Origin of the sequence: Agrobacterium sp. DSM 25558, assembly GCF_900100825.1 — a bacterium.
Taxonomy (GTDB): Bacteria; Pseudomonadota; Alphaproteobacteria; order Rhizobiales; family Rhizobiaceae; genus Agrobacterium.
This window is the reverse complement of record NZ_FMUD01000001.1, coordinates 168,407-183,654: the sequence shown is the minus strand read 5'-3', so window position 1 is coordinate 183,654 and position 15,248 is coordinate 168,407. Positions and strand designations below refer to the sequence as shown.

Genomic DNA, 15,248 nt, shown 5'->3' with positions numbered 1-15,248 from the left:
CGACTTAGCGGGTAGGTCAATCAGCCTGGTATCGGTACGCTATCTGAAATAATTACATCAGTAATCCTGACATATTTCATTAAAATTCTGGCGCGCTATAAAAAAGGCCCCACCAAAAGGCGGGGCTAGAGTTTCGCCTGATTGGCTTTCAGGACTTGGGAGCTCCTCCCGAGGAGGAAGCAAGGTTGACATATCCTTCATAAGCAAAGCCCGAAAGGTCACTGTTCCGGCTAACGGTACGCCGATCCAAATTAACGAACATATCGCTATGGTGAATTTTGCGTTCAGAACTTGTTCATGAGTGTCGTGCCATTTTGAGAGCATATTGAGACGCTACCCGGTTATGGTTCGGCTCACATGGAGAAGCCCGCTATGAGAAAAATTCTTCTGACAATGCTTGCTGCTGTCATCGCCGGTGGCGCAGTTCTGACCAGCGTGCAAACCGCTTCCGCGCAGTATTACGATGGCCCATATAGTTACGACCGTCGCGGTCCTCCGCCACCACCATATCGTGACCCACCACGCAGACATCGCGACCATGACAATGGCCGTGTTATCGCGGGCGGAATCGCAGCCGGTGTTCTGGGTGGTATTATCGGCGGTGCCCTGGCAAGAGACAGCGGTCCCCGTTATGTCGAGCCGCCGCCACCACCCCCGCCACGTTGCTGGTTCGAGGACCGTCAGGTCCGTAACGCCTATGACGGCGGCTGGCATATGGAAAGCATGCGTGTTTGCCAGTAAGGCGCATTCAGTCATGAATTTGAAAGCCGACCCTTGGGTCGGCTTTTTGTTTTTAAAGATCAAAGTGGTTCGGCTATCCGGCTGAAGGCGTTACTTATTTGGATGCAGCCGCGTGCAGGCGCGCGATGATATAATCGTAGCTCTCCATGACCTGCACACGTTCATTTCCAGCGCGCAGAATAAGGGTGCCCTGAACAAGCGGTGATATTTGCGTCACATGGTCAAAGTTGATGGCGAATTTCTGATTGTTACTGACCGCTGTCACTTCAATCCACATTATCAAATGCCTTTCGAGAATCGTCGTTTTCGCACGTTATAAATACATGCGCAGGAGTCTCAAATGGTTTTGGTGTCACGAGGATGCAGACGTGGGTCTGTATCCTTTGAAGAGCCGTTTCGGCTGGACGCCACAAGCGGGCGTTGCAGAGCCTGACGCAGCGCAGTATATGATCCGCCTTTTTATGGTGACGACGACATGACCAATACGCCGAGACTATACGTGATCGGAGCATCTTGCTCGGACGTTTCGACGCTTGGTGCCACGCTGTCCGAGCAATTCGCAGTTCCGCTGCTGGATGTAGACGACTTCTACTGGATGCCGACCGATCCGCCTTTCACCACCAAGCGCCCGCCGGAAGATCGGGTTCGGCTGATCAACGAACAGCAGGCTCAAAGCAAGGGCTGGGTTCTTTCAGGTTCCTTTATGGGTTGGGGCGACACCCTGATCAAGAATGTCGATCTTATTGTGTTCCTATATACGCCGACGGCTGTACGGCTACAGCGTCTGGACAGGCGAGAGGCCTTGCTGCATGGCGATCGTATCCTGCCCGGCGGGGACATGTATGAGCGACATTTGGCATTCAGGGACTGGGCGTCTCACTATGATTCACCCTCGTTCGCTGGGCGCAATCTGGAGCAGCATAAGCGTTGGCTCGATGCGCAATCCGCTCCGGTGCTTAGATTTGACGGCGAAAAGGACACTCAAGCGTTGGCTCAAACAGTCACTACCGCACTTTCTGACATCGGACGTGACCGAGCCTGAACAACCCAATGAACCAATTGTGGACGGAAGCTGCCCCGGAGAAGCCTCAAGAATGAGTTCGACCAAAGCTTGACGCTGACAAGCAGATTAGAGAAGTGCCGTCATCCAGACGGGATCTCGAATGATTGCAGCCATCGAGGCATTCCATTCAGCGCGGACACCGATTCGGTTTGTATTTGCTGGGAGATAGAATCAAGCCAGCTTTGCAAAGAAGTGCAGTTGCGGCTCGCTCCGGATCGGAGTGCTCAACAAGAATTGCCATGCATAATCATATGATTGTGGCAGATGGGGTGGGATTCGAACCCACGGTACGCTCTCACGCACGCCGGTTTTCAAGACCGGTTCCTTAAACCACTCGGACACCCATCCATGTGATTGATATAGTTGAGAAATCTTAGTCTGTTTAACTTCTCGAAAACGGCGCTTGCTACCGCTTTGCTACCCAATCATTTGGTGGCTGGCTTTCTAGCAGATTGAATAGCGGCGTCAACCTGCTCTGCTGCGTTTGCTTGCATCCCCGGCATGACATGCGAATAGAGGTCTAGCGTGATGCCGATTGTAGAGTGTCCGAGTCTTTCGCTGGCAATCTTTGGGTGGACACCGGCAGCCAACAGCTGTGTCGCGTGCGAGTGCCGAAGATCGTGAAACCTGATTCGGGGTAGGGAGGTTTTCGCCAGCAAGCGCGTCCACTCGTGTGTAAGCGAGACCGGCTTCAAGGGGCTGCCGTCGATCTGTGCGACGACAAAGGAAGCATCATCTGGCCTGATCCCGATCTTCAATTGTTCCTCCGCCTGGGCAAGCCGGTGGCGCTTTAATTCCTCGATCACCGATGAGGACAGTGCAACCACGCGAGACTTGCCAGACTTCGTTTCTTTGTAACGGACAACGGTGCCTACTTGCTCGGCGCTTTGCCTGACAGCGATGGTTGCGGCCGCCATATCGATATCTCTCCAACGAAGGGCCAATATTTCGCCTCTGCGCAGTCCACACAGTGCGGCGAGAAGGGCAGGGATGAAGACACGGTTCTCTCGAAAGTCATCGAGCATGATGGCTGTCTGCGGGGCATCGAACGCTTCCATCTGCTGCTTCTCGACCTTCGGCGGGCGAGTGAGAGCCACAGGATTGCGCTTTAGTAAATCCCACTTCACTGCCTGATCCATTGCAGTCAGCATCACGCGGCGGCAATGGTGGACCGTACGAGGCGATAGACCGCCTTTCCCGTCTCTTCGACCACTCTCCAGAAGATGGCCCCATGCACCATCAATACGGGCGGCGGTGAGCTTATTGAGAGTGAGGGCACCGATTACAGGTGCCACGTTCTTCAGAAGCAATTCCTCGTAACGCTGATGCGTCTTTGGCGAGACGTTCGACTTCTCGTGCTTCAGCCACCGGATGAAGTAATCGCGCACTGTCGTCTTTGCCGGTTCAACATAGTTGCCGCCGTTCACCTCAGCAACCAGCCGGGCGCATTCGGTCTCAGCCTGTCTTTTTGTGCCGTGGAAGGTGTGCCACTTGCGACGTCGCTTGCCTGTCTCTGGATCGGGGACGTCAATGACAATTCCCCACTTGCCTGGGGATCGCTCTGTTATGTGCCCCTTCACTTTTGATCCTCCCATTTATTGACAAGCGGACTGAGCAGTTCATCGATAGACTTGTAATATTCCTCAGCAGCCTCGTCCGTTCGGGCGATTGCCGAAGCTGTTGCTTGCTCGTCCTTGAGGGTCGCAGACTCGCCCAGAACGCCGAAAAGGATCGATAGTAGCCTTTTCTGACCTTCGCTCTGGTTCAAAAGGGCAATTAAAACCTGCAACCCAACTGACGCGTCCCACGCTTCCTTATCGGGCTGGTTCATGTCCTTGTTCAACTGGTCGATAGTTTGGGGAACGAACTCAGTTAAGGCTCGCGCTTCAGAGTGAAGGGAGTCGAACTGACGCTCGAACCGTAATGCTATCTGGACCAATCTCCGAACCGCGTCTGATCTGGTGGCAATCCTATTTTCGAATCGCCAATCATCAATCGCGCGGAGTTCTTCTTCGGACATCATGATTGGAACGCGGTTCTCACGAGGTTTTACCATTTCACACCCTTAAATATCACTTCACATGGAGCATAAAAAAACGGCACAAAAAGCACAAGTAGCGCTTGACGAAATACTTCGAACGATCAATGATTAAAAAACGGCACAAGTCGCGCCGTTAACGCCGATAATTTGGAGATCGTTGATGACTTTGGAAGAAGCGCTGAAAAGCCCCACCATTTCGGTACCGGACGCTGGTCGCTTGTTTTTCGGACTCGCTCGGAATGCAGCATACAACGCCGCAGAAAAAGGAGACTTCGAAACTATCAAGATCGGGGGGCGGATCGTTGTCCCTGTTGCGCCCTTGGCTGCGAAACTCGGCCTTCAGGCTCGAATTGGAGCTGCTGCATGACAGGATCGGTACACCACAACAGCGGAGGGCCGGGGGCAAGCAGCGCAGCACACAGTGAGGCTGTCATTCAGGCAGCGCAGTGGCTAGCCGAGCAGAACCCTGCACCAACCTCTGTTATCTCAGCTCTTCGCGAGCGGTTCGGCCTGACTGCCCTTGAGGCAACCGAGGCATGCGCCCAAGCGGGTAAATACCGGGTTTGGCGGAGGGCACACGGATGAGCCACCTCCCATGGATGCAGATTTATATCGGCGACGAGCTCGCAGAAACCTCCGCTTTAAGCCCCGAGGAATATGGATGTCATGTCAGGCTTCGCCTTCATCAATGGCAACACGGCGAACTTCCGACCGACGATGAGAGACTTCGCCGGATATGCATGGCTGATCGGGAGCAGTGGCCAGGCATCAGAAACGCCTTAGCGCCTTTGTTTGACTGGGTCTGGCTGCATTCTAAGACAGCAGAACTGCGCGTTCAGTCTGAGGCATTACGACAGACCAAAGTGGAAAATGGCAAGAAAGGTGGCCGCCCTCGGAAGCTTGGCGAAAACCTAAATGAAACCGAAACGAAACCTACAGCTAAAGCTAACGGCAAAGCTGATGGAAAGCTAAACGAAACACCATCACCACCACAATCACCATCACCTTTACAATCAAAATCATCTTCAACATCAACGGCACAGGCACCGTCACAAAGTCGGGCTTATGATGAAGGAAGAAAGGATACGTATACGCGACCTTTCCCGGTTCCAAAGACCATTGATGAAGGGAAATCGTTCATTCTGAGCCGCGGGTGTCCACCTGAAGAACTGAAGCGTTGCCTCGGCATGCTGATGGAGGGGCATCTTACACCATTCGACATCGAAGCGTGGGAAGTGAACGCGAGGGCCATCGCATGACGCAGCTCAACTTGTTTGAATGGGCAGACGCAAAGCCGAGTAACGTGATCAACCTCGTTCCGTCGCTGATCCATAAGGCAGCGATGGAGACAATCTACAATATCCCCCGTCCGAAAGGTGGTGGCGACCTGATACCGTTGAAAAGGAACGTGGCATGACGGCAGAACCAGTCACGATAAGTGTTATTCCCGATAGCTATGAGCCGGTTAATCCTGAGGCCCTTGCATGGGCGATCCGGCACCAGCCAACACGGGAAGCCTACCGCAAATGCACCGGCGAAGATGCTGGCTCTGTGCTCGATCGATACGTTGCGTGGGCGCAGGAGAATATCATCGGAGGCACGTTTTGACCGAGACGCTATTCACCACGCGAGAGTTGCTCGAATGCGAAGGTGCCGGCCTCGCGCCGATCTTGATGCGCAAGGACGAGGTTATAAATCTTAAGACCGCAGTTCATGTCTCTGGCAAAACCGACAAAACAGTGCGTGATCTATGCAAAGAGTTCGGAATTGCCAGACAAACCAAGCCAGGAGCGCCGTTAGAGATATCAGCGCCAGCGTTGGAGATGGTCATCCACGGCGACATTATCGCGCTTAACCTTTTGAGAGATGGAAAGCGCGACCACCCACGCGTTCGCCGCGTTTTCGATCATCTCGGGCTGCCTTGAACGTTCAATTCACCTCAACTGCCTGAACAGTCACCAGAGGCTTTCCATCGGGCAACGTCGCGGCTTCTCGATCTTTCCAAATTCTCCATTGCGAGATTGGTGCCGATGTTGATACGGCAGGCATTTCCGTTATTTCATTTGACGACAAGTTGAAGAAAAGTTCTGAGAGTTGATAGGCTGTTGGCATCTGATGAATGCTGAGGACCCACTCCGTTCCCTGCAGTTTCAGGGCCCCTGATCCCCACCGCATGGACTGTGATCCCGGATAGAACTCATGGTCTAACTCAATATCAAGAAACCAATCGGAACCGAAAGATACCGCGTTGAGATTGTTGGAAGGAAAAAAGTGGAACGGTCGATCTACCACGCCGGCAATAGGCTCTAGGCATGCTAGTATCGCGTTCTCCCTCTTTTGCTCCATTACGATGCAAAAACGTGGCGCACGACCTAGAGCCGACAAACGCACTAGCTCCCCAGGCATCGTCTCTGAGAGCTTCTTAATTTTCAGATCTGTCGTTTGCATATTTGCCTCCCTGTTATTCTTCATCCCGACAACACATTACCGAATGCTTCCAATCCGCAAAGCTTAATAATTATGGTCTTCTGCTTCTGGACAACAGATCAGGAGACCGCGGCAATGCCAACCATCGCCAAGCAGCGAAAGCAGAGAGAGCCCATCGTCAACGTGATGTTGAACGGCGGCAGGGTCACGTCTGGCTTTAGATCAGCTCTGTTCGCCGCCGCAAGCCGAGCAGGCGTATCCGTCAATGAATTCGTGCTTACCGCCACAGCTGAGAAGCTCAGCGCCTCTGGTAGCCGTTTCTCAGGTGTCTTTGAACCCGGTGATATCTCCTCAGACATGCAGAGCGCGGCATGAGTAAAAAGTGCGCCAGCCGTGTAGAGATCCAGTGCCTGAGGGCGGAGCATGCGAGACAAACTCCTAAGGTATCCGATGTGGTGGGTTCGACCGCAAAAGCTAGCGAGAAACACGGTTATCGGGAGCTATCCACATGACAACAGCCACCCTCGGGTTCGCAATCGACAGTTCGCCAGCGTCCAGCGCGGAATCAGCACTTGACAGACTTGTGACCGCGGCTGGCAGAACAGAAACTGCTGTAGACCGGATGGGCTCATCTGCCTCAAGGGCGGTTACGAGAGTTGCGGGCGCGGGAGTGCAAATCAGCCAAGCCTTGGGTGTGGCTGCTGCAAATGCTGAGAGCCTATCCAAGCGCATTGAAAGCGCGCTCAACGTCCGTTCCTCATTCGGGGATCGCAGCAAAGACATCGCTGCCTACGGTCAGGAACTGGACAGGCTTCGAAGCAAGTTCAATCCTGTGTTCACGGTGTTGAACAACTATAAGACTGTCCTCGGTGAAATCCGCCAAGCGCAACGGCTGGGAGCCATTTCCGCAGATGAGATGGCATCCGCAATCGGCAGAGAGCGACAAGCGGCGCTCAGCAGCATTGCTGCGCTAAAAGGTCGCCAGCAAGCGGGTGTCGGCGGTAGTGGATCATTCGGCAATCAAAGCAACCCCGCAAACGTGGGATATCAGCTATTCGATATCCTTCAGACCGCACCCTATATGTCGTCGCCTATGGTCGGGCTACAGCAGGGTCCACAGTTGGCGCAGGCTGTCGGCGGGCAAAGCATTAAGGGTGCGCTTGCAACGCTTGGTGCCGGTCTGGCTTCGATCGCTACACCGGCATCGCTTGCCGCTATCGGCTTCACGACTGCTGCTGCTGCGGCTATCTCGCTTGGTTCGGGTATGCTTTCGGCAGTCGGTAGCACAAGCCGATTTGAGGATGTGCTTGCCAAGCACGAAGACACTCTCAAGCGGATCAAAGGCCTCTATGACGCTGCCAGCGAGTCCGGCGCGCAGTTCGGCCAGCGGGCGCAAACGGCTATTGGGTTCTTCGCCAATCAAGACCGAACTAACCTCGAAAAGACCTTGCGTGAGAACATGCGCAGTTTCCTTGGGCAGGCGGGCGCTTCTGTCAACGCGTCTCAGTTTGATTTTGAAGGGTTCGGCGCATCCTCGATCGGCAGTGAAGATTCTACAGCTAGGTTTGGCAAATTCACAGGTGCCGTTAAGGCTCTCGTGGATCAAATCCACTCCGGCAACCCGGAAGTTCTTGAGTTCAACAAGAACATTCAGGAGATAGCGAACTCAGATCCATCGGATAAAAAGCTCCAGAAAATAGCTCAGACGCTGCTCGGCTTCACGAAAGAGGCCACAGAGGCTGCCGACGCCCTTCAGCAGTTAAACAATCGGCAGCGCGAACTCACGATCGAGAGATCACGAATGGATGCTGCGCTCAGTCAGCAATCCTATCAACGGAGCAATAACGAAAGTCGCTTTTACCGGAGCCGCAGCTATGAGGCAGAGCTTTCCGGCATCGGAGCCCGTTCCCCCCGAGCCATTGCTGATGCTGAACGCCGCCGACTACAGGCCGAACCAGTTGACCCAGCCAGAGAGGACACCGCAACTCGCGAGGAACGCATCAATCAGCAGGTTGAGCTTTCCTATCGCCGCGCCAACCAAGCTATCATCGATGGGCAGAGAGATCGTCAGCGTAACCTCGAAAAAATGCTTCTCGACCAACAGGTTGAAATCGACCTCATCGGCAAGACTGGCGGCGCAGCGGCGGCTCTTCGTCGCGAATATGAATTGACGTCGGCCTTAAGAGCAGAGGCCGCTCGCACAGGCACTGAGGTTGATCAGAAAGAGCTCAGTCTCATCCACGAGAAGACACAGGCTCTTGCCGCATTGTGTGATGCCTACGACCAGACAGGGTTCTCCTCTGGTTTCGATCTTGAAAACAAGGAGTGAAAAATCATGAGCGCAGTCGTATCAATCGAAACAGCAGAAGCCGTGTTCATCGTCACTGATGGGGCGGTTTACAGCGAAGAAAACATTTTGACCCGTGTAGAGCGGAAGGTAATGGCTTCATCTTCGGGGCGAGTGGCCGTCGCAACACGAGGATCGCGAGACCTTGGCAATTACTTTTCCGAAAAGTTCATCTTAGCTGTTGATCGGCTTGGTTTTGATAACGCCGTCTCTTGGATGACCAGCCAACTGCACAAATTTGCAGACCGCAGACCCTCGATGAGGATCGAAGCGACGATCGCCGGGATGTCTGAAAAGAATGGCCCCCATCGCTTGATATTCAGAAGCGATGCAGACGTTCTGGACTTTGAGCATCCAGGCCTAGCAAGCTCATGTGCCACAGCAAGCGCCGGTCTCAGTGAGATGGGTATCAGGTTGCGCGATCAATCGGAGCCATGGAGCGAATATCTCAGAGCTATCGCCATTCCGATGATGCAGTTCTACCGCGAGGCTTCGGTAACTCGTGTGGCCGGTGAAGATTTTACAGCGCCTGCTCACCTGGTCGGCGGACAGATCGATTTTACAGTGGTCGATGCCCATGGCGTTTCGACTAAGACCATCCACAGGTGGGACGACAAAATCGGCCAGCAGATAGCGCCGTTCGTAGAGCATCGCACTTTGCAACAATTTCCTAACATGAACCGACAGCAGCGGCGCACCGCCGACCGCGAGAAACGTAAGAGGACTGCTTGCTGAAGTGGCGCAAAAAACAGGAAATTGGCAAGATTGCGAGGTGTTTTAACTCGGCCTTTGAACCGTGATTCCAGGAGCCATTGCAGAGACCACCATGGCCACTATAAGCGACTTACAGCGGCGGCATGCACATCACCATTTCAGCGCAAGCTCCGAAATGTATACCATGAAAATACTGAGAGCTGAGCCATAGCGAAATGAAAGATTTGTATTAGTCTTTGCTGTGGCGGGAAAATCCTGTAGTGCACGCCCCGACATGCGACGGAGGGTTACATGAGAGATGCCGATGTAAGATCAGCGATCTGCGACCATCTTGTCGGTTTGCATTCGAATGATCGCGATACGATGATTATCGAAGAAATGGGCATCTGGGCGGGAGCCGTTAGAGTTGATGTCGCCGTGATAAACGGAGAAATGCACGGTTTTGAGCTGAAGAGTGCAAAAGACACTTTGCAGCGGCTTCCAGCCCAGCGTGTGCTGTATGACCGCGTGTTTGATCGTGTCACACTTGTCGTAGCAGACAAGCACCAAGCCAAGGCAATGTCACTTATACCTGATTGGTGGGGTGTGATTACAGCTGCGGACGCCTCTGATGGCGTAGTGTTGAGCACCTATCGTGAAAGTAGCTTAAATCCAGCAATAGATCCTCTGCAGGTAGCCCGACTTTTGTGGAGAGAAGAAGCTATAGACTGTCTTGCTCGCTGGGGTGGGACTAAAGGTTTCAAGAGCGCTGGGTCCGAGAAACTGGCTCAAGAATTGAGCCAGCGTCTTCCGATTGCCGATCTTTGCTCAGAAGTAAGATCGGTGCTAAAACAAAGGCCGAATTGGTTACGGCAGGTTCTGAGCGACGAACGCAAGATGGCGATTAGTGTTGATCTCCACCCACTGTGATCTCCCTCCAGGCGTCGATGCCGCGTTTGCAATAGCCGTTATCCTGCCATCAGCCCAGCAAGGGTGCACGCCGTTGAACTCAGGCCTTGCGACGAGTGCCTGTGCATGGCTAAGGTACTGCTGCCCCATTGCTATGCCCTGAGGCCCACTAGTGGCTCTGCCCTTTATCATAATCCAGTAATTGGCGGCTGTGTAACGCACGCTCACGGTGGCGTTTGCCATAGCGTAGCCGGGCGGCTCCGTTAGATCGAGGTGTGACACACCAAAATCTGAGTAGTCGATAGGTTGAGCGGGTGACTGGACCAGAGCATTCCAAATTGCCCATTCTTGCCTCGGAACAATATTCACCCCGTGCGACAACCCGCCAAAGTCCTTCGGCGCAGAGGACGCTGAAAGAGATACGGATCGCCACGTGTTGGGTGCGACATGTAAGCCTATCGTGTTGCCGACATATGCTGCGAGGGTGATAGGGTCAAACTCAGCGATGTGCCCAAGCTCGATGATGAGATCAATTGAAGTGGTTGGCCAACCGCGGCTCGCGGCAAAGGCTTGGCTGTTTGGCAGCGATGCGAGACTGCAGCGCAAAACCAGTCCAAGCGCGGCTATTCCCACTTTCTGAGAAACGGCACTGACATAAGCCGAAGGAGCGGAAATCTCGAGGGAAGGGATAACAGGGATACCCGCGGCAACGAGTGCTTGGAAGACTGTGTCAAAGGCAACAGTCGTACCTGTGAAGTTGTAGTTGTAGAGTCCGTCTAACGCTGCTCCTCGACCCAGCCAATTGCTTGACATCTTATTGGCAAACGTGGCTGGAGGTTGCTCTCCGACTTGGAAAATCGGGAATATCCTGTCTTTGTGGTTGGCAGCCAATTGCCCGAGCGCGACGGCTTCTCCGGCTTTGGTTTTTAGCATTGGTCTGTAAGCGTATGGCATGAAGCCCCCCTCATCATGGAAACAACCTAACGAGTTGCTAATGCAACCTGCGTGAGTCGTGGGGGCTGTGTCAATTCAAGTAAAACGCGATTAATGTGTATAAATAGCATTTTAAAAAGGCGCTTCTAACTTACCCCTTCATTGAGTTAACCCAAGTATCAAACCAGGTAACCGGGCGTACTTGAAGGCGCGCCTTTCTTCGTGCAGAAATCTCATTTATCAGTTGAGTTGTAACGTGCCTCGTCCTCCCAGTCGCGCTCTATTGCCAACTGCATGCGCTCTTCATCATTCATCGGCTGGGAAAGGATTGGAACAATAGCTTTGTCCCAGACAGTTCTTTGCTTTGGCGAAAGCGCATCAACGCCATTGTCGGCAACAAAGAGGGCAATGCCGTGTTCCCTTGTACCCGGCTCCAGTTCGCCTGTGCCGGTAAAATGCTCGATGCGCTCAATCATATCAAAATCGATGTGGTCGTTATGCCCCATTCCAATCTCCCAAAAGTTTCTCAAGTCGATGCGCATTGATGAAAGCTGCACCTCACCCAAATCTAGACATCACCGCAACCGGTTCGCTGGAAAACGCCATCAGCAGCTTTGATCCCCTGATGCCCAACTCAGAACTTTTTTCATAGTTGCGTTGGCTCCGAGAGTGTTCCCAGAATTAATGGTCATTTTCGAGCCTTGACCAGCACGCTCGATCTTTGCCTTCCAGTAATAATTTCTGACGCCGACATTCACCAAGGATCCAGTGATCTCGCCATAACCGAGTTCGTTGTAGAGCTGAGCGTCGACATTCATTGACGCGTAGGCGTTGATGTTGCCAGCGACACATCTTGACGATGCTGTGTAAACCCGTCTGTAAATCTCTTGGTAATTCTCAGAATATGTCAGTGTTTGTGCAGTGGCCGCAGTTTTCTTTTCGAGGTCAGCGGTGCTGGTGGAGCAGCCCGTAGCCAAAATTGCGAATAGCACCAATGCAGTTGATTTCTTCATGATGGGTCCCCCAGACCCAATTTGGTAGAATAGAGAAGGGCGCTTTGCAACCTTCGCCGGAAAACTCCCCATAACCGTCACACGTTTCCAGACGCTTCCAATACTAATTGCTGACCGGAAATGGTCTTATGGAGTCAACAAAGTTTGCGGCTCTGACCGCTGCCCGATCCGCCCTTAGGCAAGGCGCTCGCCAACGTCGGAGACGTGGGCAATCCCTTAGATGGAGCCTCTATGCCCCTGAACCCGAACGCCGACATCGTCTTTGCTGATGGTCCTATGGCTGCACCTTACCAGCCAGAGAAGCCAGCCATCCGTCGTATCTTCAAACAGGTCGAGCAAGCGATAGATGCATTCAGCGCTGGAGCGGGATCTATCGCCAAGGCGACTAAGGCGCAGCTTGACGCCGATTTGGCACGAGGAGCCGACGTCACGGCCTGGGTCTACAATGATCCGACCGTGGCTAACAACGGCATCTACCGAAAAAACGGCGTCTCCGGTTCGGGAAGCTGGACACGAATTCTCGATCTGCCCTTCTCGTTCATCGTTGCGTCTAACCCCGGCGCTGGCACTCCGAACGCTATTCAGGCCACCACGTCTAATCCTGTATCTTCTAGCGCGCTAGTGATTTTGCCTATCGCGGCGACTAACACCGCTTCTCCTGTCACCGTCTCCTTCAATGGTGGAGCGCCACTTACCATCAAGACGAACAGTGGCGAAGATGTACGAAATCTCGCCGGCGGCTCGGTTGTCTATGGTGTAATTACCGGGGCTACATACCGTCTCGCGAATGATGAAGCGATTGCTAGCCTTATTTACGAGGCGCGGGACAAGGCGGTTGCCGCAGCGAACAGTTCCGAAGCTGAAGCCGACCGAGCTCGTGATGAGGCCTATCGGTCTGAGGCGGCGCGTGATACCGCCGCTGGCTACGCTAGCGATGCGGTGTCGCAGGGAAACGTTCCTATATACGCTACGGTTGCTGGTATGCCTGCAATAGAAATCCCCGTTGGCGTTAATGTTCTTCGCGTGAATGGCTACCATGCTGCTGGCGATGGCGGCGGTGCGCTCTACGCTAAGGTCGACAACGAGCCTGAACATCTTGGAAAATTTCAGACGGCGGATGGAGTGTGGTGGGAGTTGGTTGCGACCACGGTTAATCCTGTCATGTTTGGTGCGCGTGCAGACGGCATTACTGACGATGCCCCCGCTATAATGGCTGCTCAAGCTTTTGGTCGTCCGGTTGATCTTGATGGAGTTTACTTTTCCAAGAGCCAGATCGTTTTTTACGGCCCAACCGTCTTAGTAGGGCGAGGGCGCGACAAGTCGAAAATCATTTGGGGGGCATCTGCTTCTGGCTTTGGTATCAAAGTAGTACCTACGACGTGGGAAGACTACATTTCTATCACGGATATCGGCCTATGGACCCGCGGGAGTACAGGTACGGCAATCGATATCTCCTGGCTCTCTTTGAGCGCCTTGCCCATCCCCTATTTCGACCCACGTTGCAACATATTCCGCAACGATATTCGCGGTGAGACAGTCTCGTCGCAGGGTTTTGTACGGGGAATTCGCCTTGACTTCCAATTTGGAGCGAGAGTCGAAGGAAATATGATCCAAGGCATATATGTCGGCGGCGATCTTGCATCATCAGACTTCGAAAGTCATTACGGCATCGAAATACCTGATCAGTCCACTAGAACTTTGGCTAATCTGCACATCAACCAGAACGTCATCTTCGGTTTCCAAACTGCTGTAGCTATCTACAACGTTGAGGGCGTGTGGTTCGCGGATAACGATCTCCAAGTGTGCTTTGATGGCCTTGTCATCGACAACCCTCTCACGAGAGTTAATCAGTATCGTATTGGAGGAAACCATATCGGGGTATCTAACATTCAGATATCAGTAAGGCGCGCTCGACAAGTGCTTATGTCTGAAAACGAAATTTCCTATCGCTTTGGGCGCACAGGAGCGCCTCTCGTATCCCTCGTCGTTCTTGACAGCGTCGATAGCGGAAATGTGACCAGCAATACAATTCGGGGTAATGTGACCAGCGACGCTAACGTGGTGCTTACCGGAATTTCCCTTCTCGACACTACTGGCATTCTGACTACCAGAAATTTCACGGTTGACGATAACCAGTTCCAAAATCTGTCAATAGCTATCGCGCCAGCGTCCACTTCCAGCTCAAATACTTTTGGTGCCGGAAATAACTTCATTGGAATTCGTGTCGCTCGGATGTCGAACGGCGGAACAAACTCGATTCTTCAGTCGGCATTCATGGGGTCTGGTCTTTATGAGGTCCCATCGGGCCAAAACCCGGCCCTTATGCTTTCCGGAAAAGGTGCGGCGTCCTTGTTCGTCAACAGAGACGGCGACGGTGCTGTGCAAGGCTTCTCACGCATCAACACAATCGTGGGAACGATCACCGTTTCGGCTGGAGCGACGGCTTACAATACGTCTTCGGATGAGCAGTGGAAAACCTTCCGGGGTGAATATGATCCTATCGCTGCCATTAAATTGATCAAGGCAGACCCCGTCATGGTTTTCGATTGGGATGAAGAGCACGGCGGCACGCGCGCAATTGGCTGGGGGGCGCAAACGTCCTATGCGCTTTCTGCTGACCTCGCTTCGAGGGGCTTCTATTTTGACCCTCGGACGCATCAGGAATGTTCCGCAGAAAGCAAATGGTACATGAACCCATTCACGAGCGAGGAATGCAGCGCGGATGACAGTTGGATAGTGGACGAAGGCGGCTCCCCAATTTCAGAAATGAAAGAGGGGGCCGCCAAGGTATTCCCGGAAATCATCACTGCTGCATATCAGCCGTGGGGCATAGACCAAGGCAAGCGCACCCCATATCTTTGGGCGGCAGTAAGTCTTCTCGTAGATGAAGTCGAGAGCCTTAAAAAAAAGGTCCAAGATCTGGAAAGCCGCCAACCCAAAGGAGTGGCAAACTAAAAACGGGAGAGGTCCATTTTCCAAAACAATGGCTTTTCCCCCGGACGCACCGTCCGCGCCATCGGCAACTAACCCCCAAAACCTCAGGAGACCACCATGGCGACTGTACGCGACGTACAGCGGCCC

General features: G+C 53.3%; 19 protein-coding genes and 1 tRNA gene. 12 read left to right on the top strand and 8 right to left on the bottom strand.

Going from position 1 to position 15,248, the window contains the following annotated elements; translation table 11 throughout:
- Positions 1 to 372 precede the first annotated feature (372 nt).
- Positions 373 to 741: a hypothetical protein gene (locus tag DSM25558_RS00975; protein WP_077100916.1), complete on the top strand. Its 369-nt coding sequence runs from the start codon at positions 373 to 375 to the stop codon at positions 739 to 741.
- A gap of 94 nt (positions 742 to 835) precedes the next feature.
- Here the strand turns inward: DSM25558_RS00975 and DSM25558_RS00970 are convergent, their stop codons facing one another.
- Entirely contained in the window at positions 836 to 1,018 is a 183-nt protein-coding gene (locus tag DSM25558_RS00970; protein WP_077100914.1) for a hypothetical protein, read from the bottom strand.
- Between the two features lie 198 nt (positions 1,019 to 1,216).
- On the opposite strand from DSM25558_RS00970, the gene DSM25558_RS00965 reads away from it, so the two are divergent.
- A complete protein-coding gene (locus DSM25558_RS00965) occupies positions 1,217 to 1,783 on the top strand; it encodes a P-loop NTPase family protein (protein WP_077100912.1) in 567 nt (188 codons plus the stop codon).
- 279 nt (positions 1,784 to 2,062) lie between these two features.
- On the opposite strand, the gene DSM25558_RS00960 is transcribed toward DSM25558_RS00965, so the two are convergent.
- The 3 genes from DSM25558_RS00960 to DSM25558_RS00950 all read right to left on the bottom strand — a co-directional run bounded on the left by DSM25558_RS00960 (position 2,063) and on the right by DSM25558_RS00950 (position 3,860).
- A tRNA-Ser gene (locus DSM25558_RS00960) sits at positions 2,063 to 2,152 on the bottom strand.
- A 77-nt stretch (positions 2,153 to 2,229) separates the two neighbouring features.
- On the bottom strand, positions 2,230 to 3,384 hold the full coding sequence (gene xerC / locus DSM25558_RS00955; protein WP_077100910.1) for a site-specific integrase: 1,155 nt from the start codon (positions 3,382 to 3,384) through the stop codon (positions 2,230 to 2,232).
- Complete coding sequence (locus tag DSM25558_RS00950; protein WP_143239974.1) at positions 3,381 to 3,860, bottom strand: hypothetical protein; 480 nt, start codon at positions 3,858 to 3,860, stop codon at positions 3,381 to 3,383. Before DSM25558_RS00950 ends, xerC begins: the two co-directional genes overlap by 4 nt.
- Positions 3,861 to 4,005: 145 nt before the next feature.
- On the opposite strand from DSM25558_RS00950, the gene DSM25558_RS00945 reads away from it, so the two are divergent.
- The 5 genes from DSM25558_RS00945 to DSM25558_RS00925 all read left to right on the top strand — a co-directional run bounded on the left by DSM25558_RS00945 (position 4,006) and on the right by DSM25558_RS00925 (position 5,770).
- On the top strand, positions 4,006 to 4,212 hold the full coding sequence (locus tag DSM25558_RS00945; protein WP_077100906.1) for a hypothetical protein: 207 nt from the start codon (positions 4,006 to 4,008) through the stop codon (positions 4,210 to 4,212).
- 214 nt (positions 4,213 to 4,426) lie between these two features.
- On the top strand, positions 4,427 to 5,104 hold the full coding sequence (locus DSM25558_RS00935; protein ID WP_077100902.1) for a DUF1376 domain-containing protein: 678 nt from the start codon (positions 4,427 to 4,429) through the stop codon (positions 5,102 to 5,104).
- Complete coding sequence (locus tag DSM25558_RS28935) at positions 5,101 to 5,262, top strand: hypothetical protein (protein WP_200800708.1); 162 nt, start codon at positions 5,101 to 5,103, stop codon at positions 5,260 to 5,262. The genes DSM25558_RS00935 and DSM25558_RS28935 overlap by 4 nt, the downstream gene beginning before the upstream one ends.
- On the top strand, positions 5,259 to 5,453 hold the full coding sequence (locus tag DSM25558_RS00930; protein ID WP_077100901.1) for a hypothetical protein: 195 nt from the start codon (positions 5,259 to 5,261) through the stop codon (positions 5,451 to 5,453). The genes DSM25558_RS28935 and DSM25558_RS00930 overlap by 4 nt, the downstream gene beginning before the upstream one ends.
- Positions 5,450 to 5,770 (top strand): hypothetical protein, encoded by a 321-nt coding sequence (locus tag DSM25558_RS00925; RefSeq protein WP_077100899.1) that lies wholly within the window; start codon positions 5,450 to 5,452, stop codon positions 5,768 to 5,770. Before DSM25558_RS00930 ends, DSM25558_RS00925 begins: the two co-directional genes overlap by 4 nt.
- A gap of 4 nt (positions 5,771 to 5,774) precedes the next feature.
- On the opposite strand, the gene DSM25558_RS00920 is transcribed toward DSM25558_RS00925, so the two are convergent.
- Positions 5,775 to 6,293, bottom strand: coding sequence for a hypothetical protein (locus tag DSM25558_RS00920; protein WP_143239973.1), 519 nt, complete (start codon positions 6,291 to 6,293; stop codon positions 5,775 to 5,777).
- A gap of 114 nt (positions 6,294 to 6,407) precedes the next feature.
- On the opposite strand from DSM25558_RS00920, the gene DSM25558_RS00915 reads away from it, so the two are divergent.
- From DSM25558_RS00915 to DSM25558_RS28075, 4 genes are all read left to right on the top strand, one after another.
- Complete coding sequence (locus tag DSM25558_RS00915) at positions 6,408 to 6,647, top strand: hypothetical protein (RefSeq protein ID WP_077101446.1); 240 nt, start codon at positions 6,408 to 6,410, stop codon at positions 6,645 to 6,647.
- A gap of 133 nt (positions 6,648 to 6,780) precedes the next feature.
- The gene (locus DSM25558_RS00910; RefSeq protein WP_143239972.1) at positions 6,781 to 8,601 is read left to right on the top strand and encodes a hypothetical protein; all 1,821 of its coding nucleotides are present in this window, start codon (positions 6,781 to 6,783) and stop codon (positions 8,599 to 8,601) included.
- 6 nt (positions 8,602 to 8,607) lie between these two features.
- Positions 8,608 to 9,354, top strand: a complete 747-nt coding sequence (locus DSM25558_RS00905; RefSeq protein ID WP_077100894.1) for a hypothetical protein — start codon at positions 8,608 to 8,610, stop codon at positions 9,352 to 9,354.
- A 270-nt stretch (positions 9,355 to 9,624) separates the two neighbouring features.
- On the top strand, positions 9,625 to 10,242 hold the full coding sequence (locus tag DSM25558_RS28075; RefSeq protein ID WP_077100892.1) for a sce7726 family protein: 618 nt from the start codon (positions 9,625 to 9,627) through the stop codon (positions 10,240 to 10,242).
- On the opposite strand, the gene DSM25558_RS00895 is transcribed toward DSM25558_RS28075, so the two are convergent.
- The 3 genes from DSM25558_RS00895 to DSM25558_RS00885 all read right to left on the bottom strand — a co-directional run bounded on the left by DSM25558_RS00895 (position 10,180) and on the right by DSM25558_RS00885 (position 12,167).
- On the bottom strand, positions 10,180 to 11,175 hold the full coding sequence (locus DSM25558_RS00895; RefSeq protein ID WP_083716257.1) for a beta family protein: 996 nt from the start codon (positions 11,173 to 11,175) through the stop codon (positions 10,180 to 10,182). The two genes, DSM25558_RS28075 and DSM25558_RS00895, sit on opposite strands and share 63 nt — an antisense overlap.
- Positions 11,176 to 11,387: 212 nt before the next feature.
- Positions 11,388 to 11,660: a hypothetical protein gene (locus tag DSM25558_RS00890; protein WP_077100889.1), complete on the bottom strand. Its 273-nt coding sequence runs from the start codon at positions 11,658 to 11,660 to the stop codon at positions 11,388 to 11,390.
- 99 nt (positions 11,661 to 11,759) lie between these two features.
- Positions 11,760 to 12,167: a hypothetical protein gene (locus tag DSM25558_RS00885; RefSeq protein WP_143239971.1), complete on the bottom strand. Its 408-nt coding sequence runs from the start codon at positions 12,165 to 12,167 to the stop codon at positions 11,760 to 11,762.
- Between the two features lie 231 nt (positions 12,168 to 12,398).
- Here DSM25558_RS00885 and DSM25558_RS00880 point away from each other — a divergent pair, with 231 nt between their 5' ends.
- Positions 12,399 to 15,122 carry a hypothetical protein gene (locus DSM25558_RS00880; RefSeq protein WP_077100885.1) on the top strand — a complete coding sequence of 908 codons (2,724 nt, stop codon included), beginning with the start codon at positions 12,399 to 12,401 and terminating at the stop codon, positions 15,120 to 15,122.
- Positions 15,123 to 15,248: the final 126 nt, after the last annotated feature.

Coding starts and splice junctions, on each gene's coding strand:
- DSM25558_RS00975 (WP_077100916.1), top strand. CDS start 373: ATGAGAAAAATTCTTCTGACAATGCTTGCTGCTGTCATCGCCGGTGGC.
- DSM25558_RS00970 (WP_077100914.1), bottom strand. CDS start 1,018: ATGTGGATTGAAGTGACAGCGGTCAGTAACAATCAGAAATTCGCCATC.
- DSM25558_RS00965 (WP_077100912.1), top strand. CDS start 1,217: ATGACCAATACGCCGAGACTATACGTGATCGGAGCATCTTGCTCGGAC.
- DSM25558_RS00950 (WP_143239974.1), bottom strand. CDS start 3,860: ATGGTAAAACCTCGTGAGAACCGCGTTCCAATCATGATGTCCGAAGAA.
- DSM25558_RS00945 (WP_077100906.1), top strand. CDS start 4,006: ATGACTTTGGAAGAAGCGCTGAAAAGCCCCACCATTTCGGTACCGGAC.
- DSM25558_RS00935 (WP_077100902.1), top strand. CDS start 4,427: ATGAGCCACCTCCCATGGATGCAGATTTATATCGGCGACGAGCTCGCA.
- DSM25558_RS28935 (WP_200800708.1), top strand. CDS start 5,101: ATGACGCAGCTCAACTTGTTTGAATGGGCAGACGCAAAGCCGAGTAAC.
- DSM25558_RS00930 (WP_077100901.1), top strand. CDS start 5,259: ATGACGGCAGAACCAGTCACGATAAGTGTTATTCCCGATAGCTATGAG.
- DSM25558_RS00920 (WP_143239973.1), bottom strand. CDS start 6,293: ATGCAAACGACAGATCTGAAAATTAAGAAGCTCTCAGAGACGATGCCT.
- DSM25558_RS00915 (WP_077101446.1), top strand. CDS start 6,408: ATGCCAACCATCGCCAAGCAGCGAAAGCAGAGAGAGCCCATCGTCAAC.
- DSM25558_RS00910 (WP_143239972.1), top strand. CDS start 6,781: ATGACAACAGCCACCCTCGGGTTCGCAATCGACAGTTCGCCAGCGTCC.
- DSM25558_RS00905 (WP_077100894.1), top strand. CDS start 8,608: ATGAGCGCAGTCGTATCAATCGAAACAGCAGAAGCCGTGTTCATCGTC.
- DSM25558_RS28075 (WP_077100892.1), top strand. CDS start 9,625: ATGAGAGATGCCGATGTAAGATCAGCGATCTGCGACCATCTTGTCGGT.
- DSM25558_RS00895 (WP_083716257.1), bottom strand. CDS start 11,175: ATGCCATACGCTTACAGACCAATGCTAAAAACCAAAGCCGGAGAAGCC.
- DSM25558_RS00890 (WP_077100889.1), bottom strand. CDS start 11,660: ATGGGGCATAACGACCACATCGATTTTGATATGATTGAGCGCATCGAG.
- DSM25558_RS00885 (WP_143239971.1), bottom strand. CDS start 12,167: ATGAAGAAATCAACTGCATTGGTGCTATTCGCAATTTTGGCTACGGGC.
- DSM25558_RS00880 (WP_077100885.1), top strand. CDS start 12,399: ATGCCCCTGAACCCGAACGCCGACATCGTCTTTGCTGATGGTCCTATG.